Here is a 19,571-nt window from a genome sequence, read left to right as displayed (position 1 = left end):
CGGCAGATCTCCACGAGTTCGGGGTGCACGTAGCGGCCGTTCTCCTCCATCGCGACACCGTCCAGGTAGATGGACGGGCCGAGCACGCTGCCGTCGGTGTGCGCGGCGGCGACCCACGGTTCGCCGCCGATCCAGGCGCCCTTCGTGCCGATGCCGAGCTCGACGCAGCCGAAGACGCGCTCGTCCTCCACGATGCGGCCGGTCGGGGCGAGCACGCCGGGGTTGAAGCCTAGGGACCAGTGGGCCACGCGGAACATGTTCGGGTCGTCGAAGGACTCCATCCACCGGCGGAAGGCGTCGGCGTCGGCGCCGCCCTCGATCCTGGTGACGACACCCTTCTCGACGGTGCAGCGGACCGGGGAGCGCAGCAGGCCGATCTCGTCCGGCGGCCACAGGGCGCCGTCGAAGACGAGGACACCGTCCTGCGTCTCCTCCAGGGGGTTCCAGGAGATCTGGCCGGACAGCATGACCGTTTCGCCGGGCCTCTCGGCGGGCTTGCCTCGCAGGTTGATCGGCCGGTCGCCGTTGCGGCCCACCAGGTCGGTGCCGTTGGCGGAGGTGATGCGCACCTCGTCGGCGGCCTCCAGGAGCGCGACGAGGGCCTTGCCGAGGCGGATGACGCCCTGGAAGTCGGGGCGGCCGACGGTGGCGACCAGCATCTGGACGTCCATGGCGGTGAGGTTCGTGTAGCGGCAGCCGTTCGCCATGGCGGCGCGGAAGGCGTCGGAGTGCATCAGGTAGGAGACCGCGAACTCGATCCACACGTCGGCGTCCGCGATCGCGCCGGCCACGGGGCGGGGCGGCTCCATGGAGGCGCCGGGCAGCGTCTCGTACCAGACGACGACGGGGTGTGCGCCGGCGGCGGCGACGGCCTGCGCCGTGGCTTCGAGCACCCGGCGGTCGCTGCTGGTGTCACCGGTGAGGACGACGTGTTCGCCACGCTTGACGAGCATGACCTCCTCGACCAGCTTGCGTGCGGCCAGGGCCAGTTCGAAGCTGAGGTACTCGGGACGCGGTTCGAGCCTGCTGTACATGTCCACGGTGGGGGTTCTCCTTGCCTTGCGGGTGGTGCGGTGTGGTGCGGGTGGTGGCTTGAGGGATCAGGTCTTGAGGATCTGGGCGGAGTCTCCGAGCGAGCTGCCCGCGATCACACCGGCGCCGATCAGGTTGAGCTCCTCGTCGGCGGCGGGGCCGCGCAGCTTGCGGTAGACGACGCGGACCGCCAGCGCTCCGAGGACCAGCCAGCAGGCCTGCGGGGTGAGGATGAGGAGGCCGGTGGCGAGCATGACGCCCATCTGGCGCCGGGTGCCGCCGATCAGCTGGACGGCCGCGCCGGGGATGGCCCAGAGCAGCATGGTGCGCACCGCGTCGGGATCGCTGAGGCCGCTCCTGATCGTGTCGGCGTACACCTTGGCGACGGGAGGGATGAGGCCCTGTCCGAAGTAGGAGCGCCAGGCGACGGCTACGACGACCAAGGCGACGCCGAAGCCGATCAGGGCGGCCAGGAACTGCTGGCGGCGGCCCTCGCGCTCGTAGGGGTCCCAGGGGCGGTGGTCGCGGCGGAGCAGCCAGCCGGCCTTGAGGTCGTACCCCATGTCGGCGAAGGCGGGGCCGGTGGCGGAGACGTATCCGATCAGGAGGGCCAGCGGGACCGAGGGGATGCCTATGGCGAGCCCGAGGATCAGGAAGATCAGGGTGACGGCGAAGGACGGGAACCAGCCGGACTGCATGGCGGCGAGGCCGACGATCAGCTCGTGGACCAGCGCCGCGAAGGCGGCGAACAGGACCCAGCCCACGATCCCGAGCGGGCTCATGTCGCCGATCAGCCCTCCGAGGACGGCGAGTACGACGGCGCCCGCGGTGAACAGCGCGTAGCCGCGGATCAGGGTGAGCCTCAGGGCACGCTCGTCGACGGTGTACTCCACGGTCGGGTCCGCCACGACGAGGGTGGCGGCCGACTCCTCCGCGGCCTTCTCCTTGTCCCTCTGCGTCTTGCGGGCCCGGCGTCCCACCAGCATGTGGACGGCCTGCCCCAGGGCTACGACGCCCGCCCCGACCATGACCCCGTGCGGGATGAACCCGGCTCCCAGGTCGGTGTCGAAGAGGCCGGGGCTGTACTGGCGCAGCATCAGCCCGATACCGAACATCAGCAGCGCCCATACGTTGCCCAGGAAGGCCACACCGGCGGCGGACAGCGGCAGGCTGAGGAGCGTCCCGGCCAGCCCGACGACGGTGCCGCCGGCCAGGATCAGCGCCCGGCGGCCTCCCCGGTCGCCGGCCTTGATGGTCTCGGCGGCGGCCGTTCCGGGCGGCCACGCGGCGTCTGCGGGCAGCAGCCGGGACCCGAAGGCCCGGTAGAGGACCCATGCGTCCACGAGCAGGCCGATGAAGGATCCGGCGAGCATGGGCCAGACCAGGTCCTGACGTCCGAACACGTACGGGATGGCCACGGACGTCAGCAGCGCGTTCGCCGACGCGAAGGTCGCCGCGGAGATGGCGCTCTGGGCGAGGTTCTGCCGGTGCACGGACCGCATCCGGCGCAGGAACCCGAGCGGGATGCGGCCGATCAGCATGGCGACGAGCGCGCCCACGACCGAGGTGTTGGCGGAGATGCCCAGCTTGGACACCAGATCGATGCCGATCACGGCGCCGACGGCGGCGAGTACCACCAGGATGACCAGCAGCACGGGTTCGAAGACCCTGGGATGGGACCCGGTGTCCTCGGGGTGGGATCCGGACGGCGGCGGTTCGCGGTGCGGGGCGGAGGCTTGGTGCGCCACGGGGCACCCCCTTCGGTGAGCAGGACTGGGCAGGACTGGGCAGGACTGGGCAGGACTGGGGAGACGCTGTCCCCCATCGGTGCGCGGGCAGGCCAGGGCGCACCGTCGGCGCGTGGCGCCGAGGGATCGAGCGGTATGCGGTTGAGCCGGTTCAGCCGCCGAGTGCCGCGGTGATCTCCGCGGCTCCGGCGCGCACCAGCGGTACGAGCGTGTCGACGGCCCTGTCCACACGGTGGGAGGGGCCGATCACGGTGAGGGAGGCCGCGACGGCTCCGCCCTGGAGAACGGGGGCGGACACGGCGGTGACGGCCTCGTCGTACTCGCCGTAGCTGACGCTGTACCCCTCGGCACGGACCTGGGCGTAGCAGGTGAGCAACGCGTCCAGGTCGGTGATGGTCCGGTCGTTGAAGCGGGCGAGTCCCGTGGGGCCGAACATCTGCCGGATCTCGCGTTCGGGGTGGTACGCGAAGACGGTGTGACCGGACGCTCCCGCGTGGCCGGGCATGACCGCTCCGATGATGGCGGTGTAGCGGACGGGCCCGGTCCCGTCGACGGCGGCGGCACAGCGGTAGCTGGAGCCGTGCGGAACGTTCAGCACGACGCTCTCACCCGTCTCGCGCAGCAGCCGGGCGAGTATCGGGCGGGCGAGCGAGGGCAGCACACCACTGTGTTCGCCGACCCGCGCGAGCCGGGAGAGGGCGGGGCCGGGACGGTAGCGGCGGCTGGTGTCGTCGCAGATCAGGAAACCGCGGGCGGTCAGGGTGGTGAGCAGCCGCTGCACGACCGCTTTGTCCCAGCCGTGATGACGCGAGAGTTCGCTGACGCCCCACTCGGGATGCTGCTCGGTGAAGGTGAGCAGCACGACCAGCGCCCGGTCCACGGTCTGCAGGACGCCGGGCGCCTGGGGTGCGGCTTCGACCGGGGTGGTGTCGGCGCCGTGGTCCGCCATGGGCCGGCCTCCTTCGTTCCGTGCTGGTGGTTCGTGTGCCGCCGGTGCTTCCCGACCGACTTGTCGGTGGGCTTGTCGGTGACTATCGGTGCGGAAATCGCAACGCCGTTGCGTTTTCTGGCGAAAGAATGAAGGTGCATCGACCAGGTGTCAAGGGTGTTCCTGAGATTCGTCCCGGCGGTACGGACCCGCGTATGGGCGGGGCGGAACGGCAGCGGAACAGCGTCACCGTCCCCTCCGCACGGCTGGGGGCGAGGCCGGGCGTCCGGGGCAGGTCGTTCCCTGACGGCTCTCCGGCCGCCGCGGCCACGCAAAGACCTCCGGTGCGGTGGAGGTGTCCGGGCTCCATGGCGCAACGGAGGTCTTCGTGGCCCGGCGCGGGTCCCCGGCCGGTCAGCCGGGTGAACAGCGCTGCGGGTCAATACACCTAGGGGTTGACGTCGCTCGTGAGGGGGCGCTCGGAGGCGTCCTCCCGAGGGACCGGCTGTTCGACCAGGGCGAGCACCCTGGTCGCCATGAAGCGGGCGGTACGGACAACTGATCCACTTCGGGTGACTTCACTCACTTCCACCACACCCCGGCGGACCGCTGTCTCCACCCGGCGGCCTGCCCTGGAGGCCACCACTTCGTACGTCCTGGTCGTGTCACCCGCGTCCACGACTATTTCCACACGATCGCCCTTCATTGATCCAATCCCCCTTCTGCGACGGTCCTTTGAGATCTCGCACGGGCCACGGAACCTGGATCTCCGGCTCCCTGACCACTCCTCAATTCTCCCACCGGGCACTGACAATCGATGGGCCGACGAGGGCGCGGCCTCTGAGCGCGCCGCGCCACGGGTACGTAAGCTGTGCCTCGTCAGGCGGACCGGCAGCGGGGATGGGCAGACGATGGCGATGATGCGGCTCCGGCGCGAGGACCCGCGTGTCGTCGGCTCGTTCAGGCTGCACCGGCGGCTCGGCGCGGGTGGCATGGGCGTCGTCTACCTGGGTTCCGACCGCCGGGGCCAGCGGGTGGCGCTCAAGGTGATCCGGCCGGATCTGGCCGAGGACCAGGAGTTCCGCTCGCGCTTCGCACGCGAGGTGTCGGCCGCGCGGAGGATCCGGGGCGGCTGTACGGCCCGTCTGGTGGCCGCCGATCTGGAGGCGGACCGCCCTTGGTTCGCGACGCAGTACGTGCCCGGCCCCTCGCTCCACGACAAGGTCGCCGAGGAGGGCCCTCTCCCGGCCGCCGAGGTGGCCTCGATCGGGGCGGCGCTCTCGGAGGGCCTGGTGGCGGTGCACGAGGCCGGTGTCGTCCACCGTGACCTGAAGCCTTCGAACATCCTCCTCTCCCCCAAGGGCCCCCGGATCATCGACTTCGGTATCGCCTGGGCGACCGGCGCCAGCACGCTCACCCACGTCGGAACGGCCGTCGGCTCGCCAGGCTTCCTGGCGCCCGAGCAGGTACGCGGCGCGGCGGTGACACCCGCGACGGACGTCTTCTCGCTGGGCGCCACACTCGCCTACGCGGCGATGGCCGATTCGCCCTTCGGACACGGCAGTTCCGAGGTGATGCTCTACCGCGTGGTCCACGAGGAACCGCATCTGTTCGACGTGCACGACGCGCTCGCCCCACTCGTACGGGCGTGTCTGGCGAAGGACCCGGAGGAGCGGCCGAGCACGCTCCAGCTCTCCATGCGGCTCAAGGAGATCGCCGCGCGCGAGGCGCAGGGACTGCATGAGCGCCGGCCGCCCGCACAGCGCGGCGAGCAGGAGCTGGACCGGCCGACCGGCCGGCTGGAGGGCCCCTACACCGAACAGTCGACCCGGCGTACGGCCGGAGGGCCTGCTCAGCCGTCGCGGGCCCCGGGGCGGCGCCCCACGTCGTCGCGCCCGGCAGCCCCCCGCACCGGCGGCTCGCAGTCCCGGGCGCCGCAAGGCGGGTCGCGCACCGGTCAGCAGCCCCACGGGCCGAAGGGAACGAACGGCAGGCAGGCCTCCCGGCCGGGCGTCCGGACGACCTCGGCAGGGAAGGGCGGCAAGCGGCGGCCGGCCAATCCGCGGCTGCTGCGTCAGAGGCTCGTCGTATTCGTCGTGGTGACGCTGCTGGTCGCGCTGGGGATCGCGGCCGCACAGGGCTGCCAGGGCCCCGCGCAGGGGCTGGGGGGCACGCCGTCACAGACCTACGACGAAGCCGCCGTCCACCCGGCGCGGGCGGACACCCCCTAGCCGGAGACCCCCTGGGTCAGGCGGGGTCGACCCGGGTCGCGTAGAAGGCGACGGCGGAGGCCGCGGCGACGTTGAGGGAGTCGACCCCGGCGTCCATCGGGATACGCACGTGGGCGTCGGCCGCGACGAGTGCCTGGGGCGTGAGGCCGTCGCCCTCCGTGCCGAAGACGAGCGCCAGCTTCTCGTGCTGCCGTGCGACGAGTTCGTCCAGGGTGATCGACTTGTCGCTGAGGCAGAGCGCCGCGGTGGTGAAGCCGGCCTCGCGCAGCAGGGCGACGTCCGCGGGCCAGTCCGTCAGGCGCGTCCACGGGACGTGGAAGACGGACCCCATCGAGACCTTCACCGCCCGCCGGTAGAGGGGGTCGGCACAGCGCGGGGTGAGCAGGACGGCGTCGACGCCGAGTGCGGCCGCGTTGCGGAAGGCCGCCCCGAGATTGGCGTGGTCGACGATGTCCTCGAACACGGCGACCCGCCGTACGTTCCCCCGCTCCGGGGACAGGAGCGTGCCGACGTCGGGGAGCGGCTTGCGCTGCATGGAGGCAAGGGCCCCGCGGTGCACGTGGTAGCCGGTGACACGCTCCGCGAGAGCCGGTGTGACCGCGTAGACCGGTGCGGTGGCCTCCTCGATCACATCCCGCATGACATCGACCCACTTGGCGGAGAGCAGCATGGACCGCATCTCGTACCCGGCGTTGGCCGCGCGCCGGATCACCTTCTCGCCCTCGGCGATGAAGAGGCCCTCGGCGGGTTCCCTCCGACGGCGGAGCTCGACGTCGGTCAGGCCGGTGTAGTCGCCCAGACGCGGGTCGTCCGGGTCGTCGACGGTGATGATTTCAGCCACGGGGTGCTACTGCCTTGTCGGGGGTGGTGGTGTGCGGAGGGAGCGTGTCGTCCGTGACGCGCGTGGGTGCGGGGCCGGCGCCCGGTCAGTCCTCGATCGCGTCGATCCGGTCCGTGCCGACGGCGACGACATCGCCGATGACGATGACGGCCGGGGGACGGACCCCTTCCGCGACGACCCGCTCGCCGACGTCGGCGAGGGTCGCGTCGACCCTGCGCTGGGCCGCGGTGGTTCCCTCCTGGACCAGGGCCACCGGGGTCTCGGGGGACTTGCCGTGGGCGATGAGGGCCTGGGAGATGGGGCCGATCTTGTCGACGGCCATCAGGAGGACCAGGGTGCCGCGCAGCTGGGCGAGCGCCTTCCAGTCGACCAGTGAGCGCGGGTCGTCGGGCGCCACATGGCCGCTGACCACAGTGAACTCGTGCGCGACGCCCCGATGGGTGACCGGGATCCCGGCCGCTCCCGGCACGGAGATCGAGCTGGAAATCCCGGGGACGACCGTGCAGGCGATGCCCTCGGCGGCCAGAGCCTGCGCCTCCTCCATGCCACGGCCGAAGACGAACGGGTCGCCACCCTTGAGACGGACCACGGACTTGCCCGCCTTGGCGTGGTCGATCAGCGCCTGGTTGATCGCCTCCTGCGCCATGTACCGGCCGTACGGGATCTTCGCGGCGTCGATCACCTCGACGTGCGGCGGGAGCTCGTCCAGCAGGTCCCGCGGACCGAGCCGGTCGGCGATGACGACGTCGGCCTCGGCGAGGAGACGGCGGCCCCGGACCGTGATCAGGTCGGGGTCGCCGGGGCCGCCGCCCACCAGCGAGACGCCGGGGGCCCGGGTCCGGTGGTGCGGGGCGGCGAGGGTGCCGTCGCGCAGCCCTTCCACGATCGCGTCGCGGACCGCGGCGGAGTGCCGCGGGTCGCGGCCCTGCGAGGTGGTGGTGAGGACGGCGACCGTGATGCCTTCGCTGCGGCCGGTGGCCGGGGTCCAGGCGGTGGCCGCCTCCGCGTCGTCGCTCCGGACGCACCAGGTACGGGTGCGCTCGGCCTCGGCGGACGCGGCGTCGTTGGCGGCGGCGTCGGACGACGCGACGAGGGCGTACCAGGTGTCCGCGAGGTCTCCGTCCTGATACCTGCGGCGCTCCCAGCGGATCTCACCGGTGTCGGCCATCGCCTCGACGGACGCGGTCGCGGACGGGGAGACCAGGGTGATGTCGGCCCCGGCCGCGATGAGGGCGGGCAGCCGGCGCTGCGCGACCTGGCCACCGCCGACGACGACGACGCGGCGCCCGTTCAGGCGGAGTCCGACGGGGTAGGCAGGGTGATCGTCATGCTCGGCCATGGTCGTGCGGGCTCCTCGTGCAGGGTGCGGTGTGCTGCGGGCCGCTGCGGCGGTGGAGCGGCGGTGACGTGGGCTGGGTGAGGCGGTGACGCGTGGGACCACGATACGGGGTGACGGGGGCGGGGGCCGGGGCGGTGCGGCGGGCTGTGGACCGCCGGTGGCCGGGCTCCTCGGCCCTTCCCGGGCCGGGCTCCGCCCGGGTCCCGGGCGCCGGAAGGCCGCCGTCGATCACCGGCGGGCTCGGTTTCCGTCGGAGCAGGGCCTTCGGGACACCCGGGAACGGCCGGGTGGGCTGGGTTGTGCCCGCGAGGCCGGGGGGTGCCCGGACGGGCCGTTCGGGCACGTCCGGGCACGGTGTCAGCTACTTCTCCGTGACACCCGCGGAGTCGAACGTGGCCACCTCGTGCATCGCGCGGGCAGCGCTCTGCACGATGGGGAGGGCGAGCAGCGCGCCCGTGCCCTCGCCGAGGCGGAGGTCCAGGTCGACCAGCGGGCGCAGCCCCAGCTTGTTGAGGGCGGCGACATGACCGGGTTCCGCGCTGCGGTGGCCCGCGATGCACGCGGCGAGCGCCTCGGGGGCGATCGCCCGGGCCACCAGCGCGGCCGCACCGGCGCTCACGCCGTCCAGGATCACCGGCGTACGCAGTGACGCGCCGCCCAGCAGGAAGCCGGCCATGGCGGCGTGCTCCAGGCCGCCGACCGCGGCCAGCACCCCGATCGGGTCGGTCGCGTCGGGCTGGTGCAGCTCCAGGGCCCGGCGGACGACGTCGACCTTGCGGGCGTGCATCTCGTCGTTGATCCCCGTGCCGCGGCCGGTGACCTCTGCCGGGTCCATGCCGGTGTAGACGCAGATCAGCGCGGCCGACGCGGTGGTGTTGGCGATGCCCATCTCACCGGTGAGCAGGCCCTTGTTGCCTGCCGCCACCAGGTCGCGGGCGGTCTCGATGCCGACCTCGATCGCCGCGAGCACCTCTTCGCGGGTGAGCGCGGGACCGGTGGTGAAGTCGGCCGTTCCGTGCCGGACCTTCCTGGGCAGCAGGCCTGGCGTCGCGGGGAGTTCGGCCGCCACACCGACGTCGACGACGCAGACCTCGGCGCCGACCTGGGCGGCGAAGGCGTTGCAGACGGCGCCGCCACCGAGGAAGTTGGCGACCATCTGGCCGGTGACCTCCTGCGGCCACGCCGTGACGCCCTGTGCGTGGACCCCGTGGTCACCGGCGAAGATCGCGACGGCGGCGGGCTCGGGAATGGGCGGCGGGCACAGCCGCGAGAGCCCGGACAGCTGGGCGGAGATGATCTCCAGCATGCCGAGCGCGCCGGCGGGCTTCGTCATCCGCTTCTGGCGTTCCCATGCCTCGCCGAGCGCCTTGGCGTCCAGGGGGCGGATGCCGGCGATGGTCTCCTGGAGGAGGTTGTGCGGCTCCTCGCCGGGCAGGGCGCGCCGGCCGTACGTCTCCTCGTGGACGACCCAGGACAGCGGGCGGCGCTTCGACCAGCCCGCCTGCATCAGCTCGGGCTCCTCGGGGAATTCGTCGACGTATCCGACGCAGAGGTAGGCGACGACTTCGAGGTGCTCGGGCAGGCCGAGCGCACGGACCATCTCCCGCTCGTCGAAGAAGCTGACCCAGCCGACACCGAGCCCCTCGGCGCGGGCGGCGAGCCACAGGTTCTCCACGGCGAGCGCCGACGAGTACGGGGCCATCTGCGGCTGGGTGTGCCGGCCGAGGGTGTGCCGGCCGCCGCGGGTCGGGTCCGCGGTGACGACGATGTTCACCGGTGTGTCGAGGATGGCCTCGATCTTCAGTTCCTTGAACTGCTTGGCCCGGGCCTTGGGCAGCGACTTGGCGTACGCCTCGCGCTGGCGCTGGGCCAGTTCGTGCATGGAGCGGCGCGTCTCCGCGGAACGGATGACGACGAAGTCCCAGGGCTGCGAGTGCCCGACGCTCGGTGCGGTGTGTGCCGCCTCCAGGACTCGGAGGAGTACCTCGTGCGGGATGGGGTCGCTGCGGAAGCCGTTGCGGATGTCGCGCCGCTCCCGCATCACCCGCAGGACGGCTTCGCGCTCGGCGTCGTCGTATCCGGGGGCGGGAGGGGAGACGGGGGCCGTTTCCGCCTCGGCGGGGGCTGTTTCAGCTTCGGCCGGGGCGGCTTCGGCCTCGGCGGGGGCTGCTTCGACAGGGGCTGCTTCGGCCTCTGCCTCAGCGGGTGCCTCGGCGGCTCCGGGCTCTTCCGTGGCTGCCGCGAGCGGGGCTTCCTCAGGGGCTTCCTCGGCGGGCGCCGGTACCTCTGCCGCGGGGACCTCGACCACGGGGACCTCCGGGGCCGGGGCCTCGGCTGCCGGGGCCTCCGCCTCCAGGGGCTGGACTTCCGGAAGCGCGGCCTCCGGGGCCTCGACCTCCGGGGTCTCGATGATCTCGGGTCCGCTGCCGGGCTCCGGCTCGGCGAGGACCTGAGGTCCGGCCTGCGGTACGGCAACGGGCTCGGGAGCAGGCTCGGCTTCCGCGACGGGCTCGGGCTGGACCTCTTCCGCGACAGGCTCGGGCTGGGTCTCCGGCTGCTGGACGGTGACCGGTTCCGGCACCTCCACGGCCTCGGGCGCGGACGGTACGGGCTCCGCCGCGGCGGGCGCGGGGTCGACGGCCCGCTCGGCCTCGACCGCGGGGGCGAGGGACTCCGCCACGGGCGTCGGCGCGAGGTGCGGAGCCGTCGGTACGGAGCCCTCGACGGGCACGAACTGTCCGGTCGGCTCAGCCGGGACGGCCGCCTCGACGGGCAGTTCGACGGGGGCGTCGGCGGGAGCTTCGACCGCTACGGCCGCCGGGGCCTCCGCGGGACGCTCCTCGGCCAGGGCCTCCACGGGCTCGACGGGGGCCTCAGGCATCACGACGGCCACCGGCTGCGGGGCGACCGTTTCTGCGGACGGGAGGGGCTCGACGGGCACGGCGGGCTCAACGGGCTCGACGGGCTCGACGGGCACGGCGGGTACGACCTGCTCGACAGAAGGAACAGGGGCGGCAGGGGCAGCAGGCTCGACAGGGGCGGCAAGCTCTACGTGCTCGACAGGTGCGACGGGCGCGTCGGGCTCCGCCGTCATCACGGGAGCCACGGCCGACTCCGGCACGGCGGCCGGCTCGGGCGAGCCCCAGGCCGGCGCGCCCTGCGGCGGGATCTCCCCCAGCTGCGGACCCGGCAGCACGGCCGCGTCGTCCGCCGGGATGTCGAAGTACTCAGGACCTGTCGTAGGCGGTCCGGCGTGCCGCAGTGGCATCGGGTTCTGCGGGCCGGCCGGCCCGCGGTCCGCGAGCGAGCGGACCACTCCGCCGGACGGCGTCCCCCCGTAGGAGGGCGCCTCGGTGGACGCGGGACCGCGGTGCAGCGGGCGCCGGGCCGGCGAGGCGGCGGCCGGGACCTGCACGGGGGTGTGCGCCGGGATCCGTACGCCGTTGACGTCGGTCACCCCGGATCCGTGCGTGCCGTTCACGGTCTGGCCGTGCGCCGGGAACTGCTCGGCCAGGCCCGCCGGTACGGACGGGGCGTCGCTCCACGCGCCCTGGGACGCGGGCATCAGAAGGAGGTCGTCGTCCTCGGCTGTGTGCTCGGAGGGTTCGAGGTAGGTGTAGGCGTCCGGGGCGGGGACGCCCGGCTGCTCCACCATGCCTGCGTTCTCCGGCAGTCCCTCGCCCGGGATCTGGCCGGTGTCAGTCATGCGTACCCCTCGCCCATCGTCAGTGCTCCTTCGCCCTTCGCCCGGGATGCCCGAACCACGGCACGCCGGTGCTCGTCAACAAGAACGAGCGGGCTCCCCGCGCGGCACGAAACGCGCGCGGAGGTATACATTCTCGCGGTCGTTCGCCGCCGCGACAGACAGTTCTGCCTCGGCTCGCTGTGGACTGCGCCACGTTGCGCGTCCCCCGGTTTCGCCGTACCACATCGCGGAACAAAACGGTCCACTTTTCCGGACATTGACGAACGAACCGTCGAACAGCCGGGCGCGGTACAACAATCGGTCAGCCTACCTCGCGCTCCCCCGCGAAAGGTCAGGGGGCGAGGTCGGAACGCACCGCGGAGAGCAGGAACACGACGGAGCGTTCGCGCTCCGCCCAGGCGGAGGTGTCCAGTTCCACGGACTGGAGCAGCGCGCACTCGACCGTGTATCCGTTCTCCGCGAGGGCCGCGCCCAGCGCCTCCGCCTCGTCACGGTTCGAGGCATGGGTGACGATGCGTTCCGGCCGCCGGTCGGCGACCGCCGTGACCACGCGGACCCCGCCGCCGCCGATCCGTACGACATCGGGTTCGGGCAGGCGTTCCAGGACGTGCGGGGCCGTACCCCTGACCACCTGGACGCCCACCTGGAAGTTGCGGGCGGCCGTCGCCGTACGCGCGCAGGCGTCGGGGTCACTGTCCACGGCGAGCACCGCGGCGCCGAAGCGGGCGGCCTCCACGGCGAGGGCGCCGCCGCCGCAGCCGATGTCCCAGACCAGGTCGCCGGTGCGGGGCCCGAGGCGGGCCAGCTGGGCCGCGCGCAGACCGGGCGACTCCCCCTCGCCGCCCTCCCCCGCGCCGCCGTACGCCGCGGCGGGCAGCGCCCAGCCGCGGAGGCCCTCGGGGCGGCGGCCGGCGAACCACGCACCGGTGGCGGTGGTCTCGGGGCCGCCGCCGATCGCGATGACGACGTTGGGGTCGCGCCAGGTGTGGTCCGCCGTCTTGTCGGAGGTGAGGACGGTGACCCGCTCGCGTACGGTGCCGAGTTCCTCGCAGATCACGAAGGTGCGGTGGACGCCTTCGAGCAACAGGGCGAGTTCGGCGGGGCCCGCGCCGGGGGACGTCAGTACGGCCACCTTGTGGTGGGCGCGGATGACGTTGACCGCGCGGCGCAGGGTGCGCGGGTGGGCGACGACGATCTGCGCGTCGTCCCACGGCATTCCGGCGCGGGCGAAGGCGGTGGCGACGGACGAGACGGCGGGGACCACCTCGACCTCGAGTCCGTGTTCGGGCTTGCGCAGCGTTCGTACGACGCCGAAGAAGCCGGGGTCGCCGTCGGCGAGGACCACGGCGCTCCCGCGGTGGCCGGCGATCCTGCGGGCGGCCAGGTCGACACTGCCGAGGCGGATGCGTTCCGCGCGCTCGGGGATTTCCGGAAGCGCGAGGTGGTGGGCGGCACCGGCGACGAGCGTGGCGGCCGAGAGCGCGGCTGTGGCCGCTCTGGTCAGTGGCGAGCCGTCCCAGCCGATCACCGTGACCCGGTCGGCCATCGTCGTCAGTCTCCAGGGGTGTGAGCAGGCGGGCGCTCCGCGCGGGGATGGGCGGGGCAAGGGTGAGCGTATCCGGTCCGTACCAACGCCCTGCCAGGGGCTCCCGAAGCCCGGGAGAGAGGTCAGTTCCAGTCGTTGTACGTGCCGTAGCCTCCGGCGTCGGCCAGCTGCTCGGCGACGCCCTCCAGGTCCTCGGGCAGCAGTCCCCACACGATGAGGTCGGTCCTGATGTCGGTCCATCCTCCGTCCTCGGTGGCGGTCCTGGCTATGCGCGCGTTGCGCAGGACGCCCTCGCTGATGCAGCCCAGCTTCTGGGCGACCTGCTGGGAGGCGGTGTTCCCGGCGGGGGTGCGCAGCTCGATCCGTTCGAATCCCTGGTCGCGGAAGAGCCACTCGGCGAGGGCCAGCACGGACTCGGTGGCGTATCCCTCACCGCGTGCCCAGGGTGCGGTGATGTAGCGGACCTCGGTCGCCAGGGTGCGCCGGTCCGTGTTGAGGAGCCGCACGGAACCGACGAGGCGCTGGGTGAGGAATTCGGTGACGGCGAAGACGATGCCGTTGCCCTGGGAGCGTTCGGCGGGCGCGATCCTGCGGACCCACCGTTCGGCGTCGACCTGGGTGTAGGGGTGCGGTGCGTCGGTCCAGGCGGTGACCAGCTCGTCGTTCATCATCTCGATGTACGCGGGGACGTCCGCCATGTCGAAGGGGCGCAGCACCAACCTGTCCGTGCTGATGGAGATGGACGGGAAGGTGGTAGTCATGCGCAGCTCCATGCCGAAGACCGTGTAAAGCCACCAGCATGCAGCATCGGGCCGTGGATGTGCATGGCCGGGTCCGCACGGCGGAGCCCCGCACACCCATATGCGGGCGTGCGGGGCTCGTTGGGCAAGTGGCGCCCGGGTGTCAGGACTTGGCGGGCTCACCGAAGGCGGGGATGATCGATCCCTTGTAGGTGTCCTCGATGAACTTCTTGACCTCGTCGGAGTTCAGGAGCTTCGCGAGCTTCTGGACCCGGGGGTCGTCCTCGTTGCCGTCCTTGACGGCCAGGAAGTTGGCGTACGGGTTGCCGTCGGCCTTCTCCAGCACCAGGGAGTCCTGGCCCGGCTTCAGGTCGGCCTCGATGGCGTAGTTGCCGTTGATCACGGCGGCGTCGACGTCGTCCAGGGCACGGGGCACGGTCGCGGCCTCGATCTCCTTGAACTCCAGGCCCTTCTTGTCCGTGATGTCGCTGAGCTTGGCGTTGGTGCCGACGCCGTCCTTGACGGTGATCAGCCCGTTCTCGGCGAGCAGCTGGAGCGCACGGCCCTCGTTGGTGGTGTCGTTCGGGACGGCGATCGTCTGGCCGGCCTTGATGTCCTTGACGTCCTTGATCTTCTTGGAGTAGAGGCCGAGGGGCTCGAGGTGGACGTTCACCACCGGGACGATGTGGGTCTTGTTCTTCTTGTTGAAGTCGTCCAGGTAGGGCTTGTGCTGGAAGAAGTTGGCGTCGACCTGGCCGTTCTCGGTGGCGGTGTTCGGCAGGACGTAGTCCGTGAACTCCTTGACCTCCAGCTTGAGGCCGGCCTTGTCCGCCAGGTTCTTCTTGACGTAGTTCAGGATGTCGGCGTGCGGCGTCGGGGACGCGGCGACGACGAGGGCCTTTGAGGTGTCCGCGCCGGCACCGGTCTCGCCCTTGGCGGCCGGGTCGGAGTCCGTACCGCAGGCGCTGAGGCCGAAGGCGAGGGCGGCGGTGGCTGCGGCAGCAGCGGTGATCTTGATGTTCTTACGCACGAAGAGTGCCTCTTTCCGGTGGTGATGGTGGTGCGCCCGGACAAGGAGTTCGGGCTTCAGGGGGAGAAGAAGTTCAGGAGGTGGTGCGGCCCCGGCGTACCAGCAGGCGTACGGCTCCGTCGCCGATCAGCTGGACCACGGTCACGATGACGATGAGCAGCGCGACGGTGATGAGCATGAACTGGTTGTCGAAGCGCTGGAATCCGTAGGTGACGGCCTTGGAGCCGAGCCCTTCGCCGCCGACCGCGCCGGCCATCGCGGAGTAGCCGATGAGCACGATGACGGTGGTGGTGACGCCGGAGACGAGCGAGGGCAGCGCCTGCGGCAGCAGGACCTTGCGGACGATCGTCGGGATGGACCCGCCCATCGACTGGACGGCCTCGACGAGCCCGTGGTCGACCTCGCGCACCGCCGTCTCGACGAGTCGCGCGAAGAACGGGATGGCGCCGATGGCGAGCGGCACGATCATCGCGGACGGGCCGATGAAGGTGCCGACGACCCAGGTGGTGAAGGGGATCAGCGCGATCAGCAGGATGATGAACGGCAGGGAGCGGCCGATGTTCACGACGACACCGATGACCTTGTTCACCACGGTGTTCTGCAGCAGTCCGCCCTTGTCGGTGAGGACGAGCAGAATGCCGAGCGGGAGCCCGCCGACGACGGTGACGAGCGTGGACCAGAGCACCATGTAGAGGGTGTCGATGGTTCCCTGCGAGAGCAGTGGCTGCATTTCGGACCAGGTCACTTCGCCACCTCCTTGGTGATCTTGGCGGGGGTCTGGGCGGGAATCTCGGTGGGACCGGTGGGGCCGCCGTCCACGATCTCGGCCTGGAGGCCCTGCTCACGCAGGAAGCCGATGGGTACGACGTTCTCCTCGAAGCGGCCGGGCAGCTCGATGCGCATGCGCCCGATCTGCTTGCCGCCGACGGTGTCCATCGCGGCACCGAGGATCGAGATGTCGATGTTGTACGTGCGGGAGAGCTGCGAGATCACCGGCTGGGCCGCGGCCTCGCCGTGGAAGGTGACGTCGACGACGGTGGAGCCGGGTCCGGAGGCGGTGCCGCCGACCGGGAACAGCTCGTGGGCCAGCTCGGAGCCGGGAGTGGCCAGCAGTGCGCCGACGGTGCCCGACTCGACGATGCGGCCCTTCTTCATCAGCGCGGCGGAGTCGCAGACGGTCTTGACGACGTCCATCTCGTGCGTGATGAGCAGGACGGTGAGTCCGAGCTCCTGGTTGAGGTCGCGCAGCAGCTGCAGGATGGACCGGGTGGTCTCGGGGTCCAGCGCGGAGGTCGCCTCGTCGGAGAGGAGCACCTTCGGGTCGCCCGCGAGGGCGCGGGCGATGCCGACGCGCTGCTTCTGGCCTCCGGACAGCTGCCCGGGGTAGGCCTTCGCCTTGTCGGCGAGACCGACGAGGTCGAGGAGCTCGAGCGCCTTGCGGGTACGTGCCTGTCCGGAGACCCCGAGGATCTCCAGGGGGAGCTCGACGTTGTCCCGGACGGTGCGCGAGTCCAGCAGGTTGAAGTGCTGGAAGACCATGCCGATGCGGCTGCGCGCCTGGCGGAGCTCCTTGCCTGCGCGGCGGCCGCGGCCTGCGAGGGCCGTCAGGTCCTGGCCGGCGACCGTCACGGTTCCCGAGGTGGGGCGTTCGAGGAGGTTGACGCAGCGGATGAGGGAGGACTTGCCGGCGCCGCTCTGGCCGATGACGCCGTAGACCTCGCCCTCGCGGACGTGCAGGTCCACGCCGTCCAGGGCGGTGACCTCTCGGCCGCGTGACTGATAGACCTTCGTGAGGCCCGAAGTGGTGATCACAGGGTTTCCGTCACTGTCGAGTGCACGGCGCGGTGTCCGCCGGGCACGGGGCATTCGTCTGGTGAGACTGTTCTCAGTGGTCGACCGGTGGGAGTCTCGGCATGGTCCGGCTCCGGCGGATCCGCCGGGCGCGGGGCATGCCCGGGCCGGCTCTATCCGCTGGGTGCGGACGGCACGGGCTCGGTCTCGCTTCGGGGCGCGAGGCTCGGGCGGGGGCCCTCAGAAGGCGCGCATTCGACACATACAACGAGCACCGGGCGTCGGGATCGCCTCGGTCGCAGGGCTGCGGTAGCTCGTCGTGGTCATGGCCCAAGTAAAACAGACGTAACGTTCCGGCGACCCGCCGTGTCCGTATAGCGGACGGCTCCGCCTGTGCGTTCCACGCGCCACGATCGCTTAGCGCACCGTCATGACCTGCGAAAACGCCAGCCGTGCCCGACCATGGCGCCGACAGTGCCGCGATCATGCTGTGCGTGCCCTGTGGCAAAGGCCACGATTCCTGGACACCACCCGCGTCCACCCGGCGCCCGGGCCCGCACGCGGCGGCTCCACCCGTCCGTAATACCCTCACTCCATGCTTGACGCCCTGACGGTCGCGGTCGCCGTGACCGCGCTCGCCCTCGCCGCCTGGTGCGGAATCGCCGCCTACCGGGACCAGCCCACGAAGGACTGGCACTTCATCGGCATGGCGGTCGTCTCCGTACTGGCGCTGGCGCAGCTGCTCGTGGGAATCGTGCAGCTGGCGCGCGGCGAGCGGCCCGACCAGGGCATGACGATCTTCATCGCCTATCTGATCGGCGCCTTCGCGGCCGTGCCCGCGGCGGGTTTCCTGTCGCTGTCGGAGCGGACCCGCTGGGGCTCGGTGACGGTGGCGGCCGGTGCGGTCGTCCTCGCCGTCCTCGAAGTGCGGCTCTACGACATCTGGGGAAAGTGACCATGAGCGACACCGACCGCACGGGGACGCCCGCCTCACCGGCCCCTCGGCACGACACCCCGGGGCAGAAGCAGCAGTTCGACCTCGGCACCGGGCCGGGGCGGGTACTGGTCTGGTTCTACGGGGTGTTCACCGTGGCCGCAGCGTCCCGCTCGATCGTCGAGATGATCCTGGACTTCGGCAAGGCGCCGCTCGCCTACGTCCTCTCGGCCGTCGCCGCCGTCGTGTACGGCTTCATCACGTACTCGCTGGTGCGGGGCGGGGAGAAGGCGCGCAGGGCGGCGCTGATGTGCTGCGCCGCCGAGCTCGTGGGTGTGCTGATCGTCGGTACCTGGACACGGCTCGAGCCGTCCGCCTTCCCCGACAGCACGGTGTGGTCGGGATTCGGCATGGGCTACCTGTTCATCCCGGTGATCCTTCCGGTCACCGGGATGATCTGGCTGCGCCGCGCACGTAACGCCTGACACCAGGCGTCATGGGAGTCGTTCAGGCACTGGCCACATAGGCCGGCGCCGTGGCGTCCTTCTCGAGCAGGACCAGCCGGACGCCGTCACCTCCGGTGGTGTTGCCCACCCGGGCATAACCCGCCTTGCGGTAGAGCCGCAGATTGCCTTCGCTGCGCTCCCCCGTGTGGAGGCGGAAGCGGGTGGCCGAACGCCCGTCCGCCAGGCCGGATTCCGCGGCACGCAGAAGACGGGTGCCCAGGCCGTGGTTACGGAGCCGGGGGTGGACGCAGAGCTTGCCGATCCGGCCGGTGCCGTCCGCGTCGGTGAAGCCGCGTACCGAGCCGACGACTTCGTCGCCGAGCCGGGCCACGAACACCAGGTCCGTGCCGACTTCGTCCCGGACCGAGTCGAGGGTCTGGACGAGTGGGTCGATCCGGTAGTTGCCGTAGAGCTCCGCCTCGCTCTGGAAGCAGAGGTACTGGAGTCTGAAGATCTGCTCGACGTCCTGCGCTGTCGCCGCCGAGATGGTCACGCTCATGCCCATGTGTGCATGCCTCCCGCTCACCTGGTCCGCCGGTTGTCTACCGCTCCTTTCCCCGCAGTTCAGGAGCTACAACCTCCGCCGCGAGCATTCTGCGCAGACATCCAAGGCATCGGGAACGCATAGGGCCCAAACTGCCCTGTGACATACCCAACTCCCCTGCGATTTCCCGGTATGTCGGATCGTGGGCGGCCAGCATCGCCTCGAGCAGTCGTGGGCATCTCCCCGGCAGCCTGCCCACCGCGGTGCGCAGCGCACGGCGTTCGTCGGCCCCCACCACGATCCGTTCGGGGCAGCCGGCCCAGTCGTCCGGGGGTTCACCTGCGGTGTAGGCGCGCTCTCGCCGGGACCTGCGGCGGGCTACGCGGGCCTCCGCCCGCACCGCGGTGCGGACCCAGCGGGCGGGGTCCGCGGGCACCTCCGGGCCGGGCCGGCGCTCCAGCAGCCGTAACCAGACCGCCTGTTCCAGGTCCGCGGCCTCGATCCCGGCGGCCTGGGCCTCGGCTCCCGCCTCCGCACGGATCAGAGCGTGCAGTGCGTGGACGACCTCGCGTGCCCGGTCGCGCGCCCCCTCGGCCGGGGCCGCGGGAACATGATCAAGAAGAGTCATGCCCCGTCAACGCTTCCCGGCCGGAGCCGGTTGCCGCACACGGGGAGCTCCACCCGACCGGGGCATGCGGGCCGGACGGCTGACGCG

17 protein-coding genes are annotated in these 19,571 nt (G+C 71.7%); 3 read left to right on the top strand and 14 right to left on the bottom strand.

The features are described from left to right. The 4 genes from ACFWFI_RS25745 to ACFWFI_RS25730 all read right to left on the bottom strand — a co-directional run. The coding region (locus tag ACFWFI_RS25745; RefSeq protein WP_387394476.1) for a M29 family metallopeptidase at positions 1-1,034 on the bottom strand (1,034 nt) is incomplete at its 3' end. Positions 1,035-1,100: 66 nt separating this feature from the next. Continuing rightward, positions 1,101-2,687 carry an OPT/YSL family transporter gene (locus tag ACFWFI_RS25740; protein ID WP_387394474.1) on the bottom strand — a complete coding sequence of 529 codons (1,587 nt, stop codon included), beginning with the start codon at positions 2,685-2,687 and terminating at the stop codon, positions 1,101-1,103. A 244-nt stretch (positions 2,688-2,931) separates the two neighbouring features. Beyond that, positions 2,932-3,729, bottom strand: a complete 798-nt coding sequence (locus ACFWFI_RS25735; protein ID WP_387394472.1) for an IclR family transcriptional regulator — start codon at positions 3,727-3,729, stop codon at positions 2,932-2,934. Positions 3,730-4,156: 427 nt separating this feature from the next. After that, positions 4,157-4,414 carry a hypothetical protein gene (locus tag ACFWFI_RS25730; RefSeq protein ID WP_387394470.1) on the bottom strand — a complete coding sequence of 86 codons (258 nt, stop codon included), beginning with the start codon at positions 4,412-4,414 and terminating at the stop codon, positions 4,157-4,159. A 205-nt stretch (positions 4,415-4,619) separates the two neighbouring features. On the opposite strand from ACFWFI_RS25730, the gene ACFWFI_RS25725 reads away from it, so the two are divergent. After that, the gene (locus ACFWFI_RS25725) at positions 4,620-5,939 is read left to right on the top strand and encodes a serine/threonine-protein kinase (RefSeq protein WP_387394468.1); all 1,320 of its coding nucleotides are present in this window, start codon (positions 4,620-4,622) and stop codon (positions 5,937-5,939) included. Between the two features lie 16 nt (positions 5,940-5,955). On the opposite strand, the gene ACFWFI_RS25720 is transcribed toward ACFWFI_RS25725, so the two are convergent. From ACFWFI_RS25720 to ACFWFI_RS25685, 8 genes are all read right to left on the bottom strand, one after another. After that, positions 5,956-6,780 carry a TrmH family RNA methyltransferase gene (locus tag ACFWFI_RS25720; RefSeq protein ID WP_387394466.1) on the bottom strand — a complete coding sequence of 275 codons (825 nt, stop codon included), beginning with the start codon at positions 6,778-6,780 and terminating at the stop codon, positions 5,956-5,958. An 85-nt stretch (positions 6,781-6,865) separates the two neighbouring features. Continuing rightward, a complete protein-coding gene (gene cobA, locus ACFWFI_RS25715; RefSeq protein WP_387394464.1) occupies positions 6,866-8,119 on the bottom strand; it encodes a uroporphyrinogen-III C-methyltransferase in 1,254 nt (417 codons plus the stop codon). Positions 8,120-8,480: 361 nt separating this feature from the next. Then, on the bottom strand, positions 8,481-11,825 hold the full coding sequence (gene cobT / locus ACFWFI_RS25710) for a nicotinate-nucleotide--dimethylbenzimidazole phosphoribosyltransferase (protein WP_387394462.1): 3,345 nt from the start codon (positions 11,823-11,825) through the stop codon (positions 8,481-8,483). 331 nt (positions 11,826-12,156) lie between these two features. Beyond that, on the bottom strand, positions 12,157-13,371 hold the full coding sequence (gene cbiE, locus ACFWFI_RS25705) for a precorrin-6y C5,15-methyltransferase (decarboxylating) subunit CbiE (RefSeq protein WP_387394460.1): 1,215 nt from the start codon (positions 13,369-13,371) through the stop codon (positions 12,157-12,159). A gap of 122 nt (positions 13,372-13,493) precedes the next feature. Next, positions 13,494-14,132 (bottom strand): GNAT family N-acetyltransferase, encoded by a 639-nt coding sequence (locus tag ACFWFI_RS25700; RefSeq protein WP_099176802.1) that lies wholly within the window; start codon positions 14,130-14,132, stop codon positions 13,494-13,496. Positions 14,133-14,274: 142 nt separating this feature from the next. Beyond that, positions 14,275-15,141, bottom strand: coding sequence for a MetQ/NlpA family ABC transporter substrate-binding protein (locus tag ACFWFI_RS25695; RefSeq protein ID WP_387394458.1), 867 nt, complete (start codon positions 15,139-15,141; stop codon positions 14,275-14,277). Between the two features lie 73 nt (positions 15,142-15,214). Beyond that, a complete protein-coding gene (locus ACFWFI_RS25690) occupies positions 15,215-15,886 on the bottom strand; it encodes a methionine ABC transporter permease (protein ID WP_387394456.1) in 672 nt (223 codons plus the stop codon). Further along, positions 15,883-16,953, bottom strand: a complete 1,071-nt coding sequence (locus ACFWFI_RS25685) for a methionine ABC transporter ATP-binding protein (protein ID WP_387394454.1) — start codon at positions 16,951-16,953, stop codon at positions 15,883-15,885. Before ACFWFI_RS25685 ends, ACFWFI_RS25690 begins: the two co-directional genes overlap by 4 nt. A 574-nt stretch (positions 16,954-17,527) precedes the next feature. Here ACFWFI_RS25685 and ACFWFI_RS25680 point away from each other — a divergent pair. Beyond that, on the top strand, positions 17,528-17,887 hold the full coding sequence (locus ACFWFI_RS25680) for a hypothetical protein (RefSeq protein ID WP_277334909.1): 360 nt from the start codon (positions 17,528-17,530) through the stop codon (positions 17,885-17,887). 2 nt (positions 17,888-17,889) lie between these two features. Next, positions 17,890-18,351 carry a hypothetical protein gene (locus ACFWFI_RS25675; RefSeq protein ID WP_387394452.1) on the top strand — a complete coding sequence of 154 codons (462 nt, stop codon included), beginning with the start codon at positions 17,890-17,892 and terminating at the stop codon, positions 18,349-18,351. 22 nt (positions 18,352-18,373) lie between these two features. On the opposite strand, the gene ACFWFI_RS25670 is transcribed toward ACFWFI_RS25675, so the two are convergent. Next, on the bottom strand, positions 18,374-18,877 hold the full coding sequence (locus tag ACFWFI_RS25670; protein ID WP_387394450.1) for a GNAT family N-acetyltransferase: 504 nt from the start codon (positions 18,875-18,877) through the stop codon (positions 18,374-18,376). A gap of 37 nt (positions 18,878-18,914) precedes the next feature. Continuing rightward, positions 18,915-19,484 (bottom strand): sigma-70 family RNA polymerase sigma factor, encoded by a 570-nt coding sequence (locus tag ACFWFI_RS25665; protein WP_387394448.1) that lies wholly within the window; start codon positions 19,482-19,484, stop codon positions 18,915-18,917. Between the last annotated feature and the right edge of the window lie 87 nt (positions 19,485-19,571).

Source organism: Streptomyces sp. NPDC060209 (assembly GCF_042728155.1).
GTDB lineage: Bacteria > Actinomycetota > Actinomycetes > Streptomycetales > Streptomycetaceae > Streptomyces.
The sequence above is the reverse complement of the archived record's forward strand: the minus strand, read 5'-3'. Positions and strand labels throughout refer to the sequence as shown.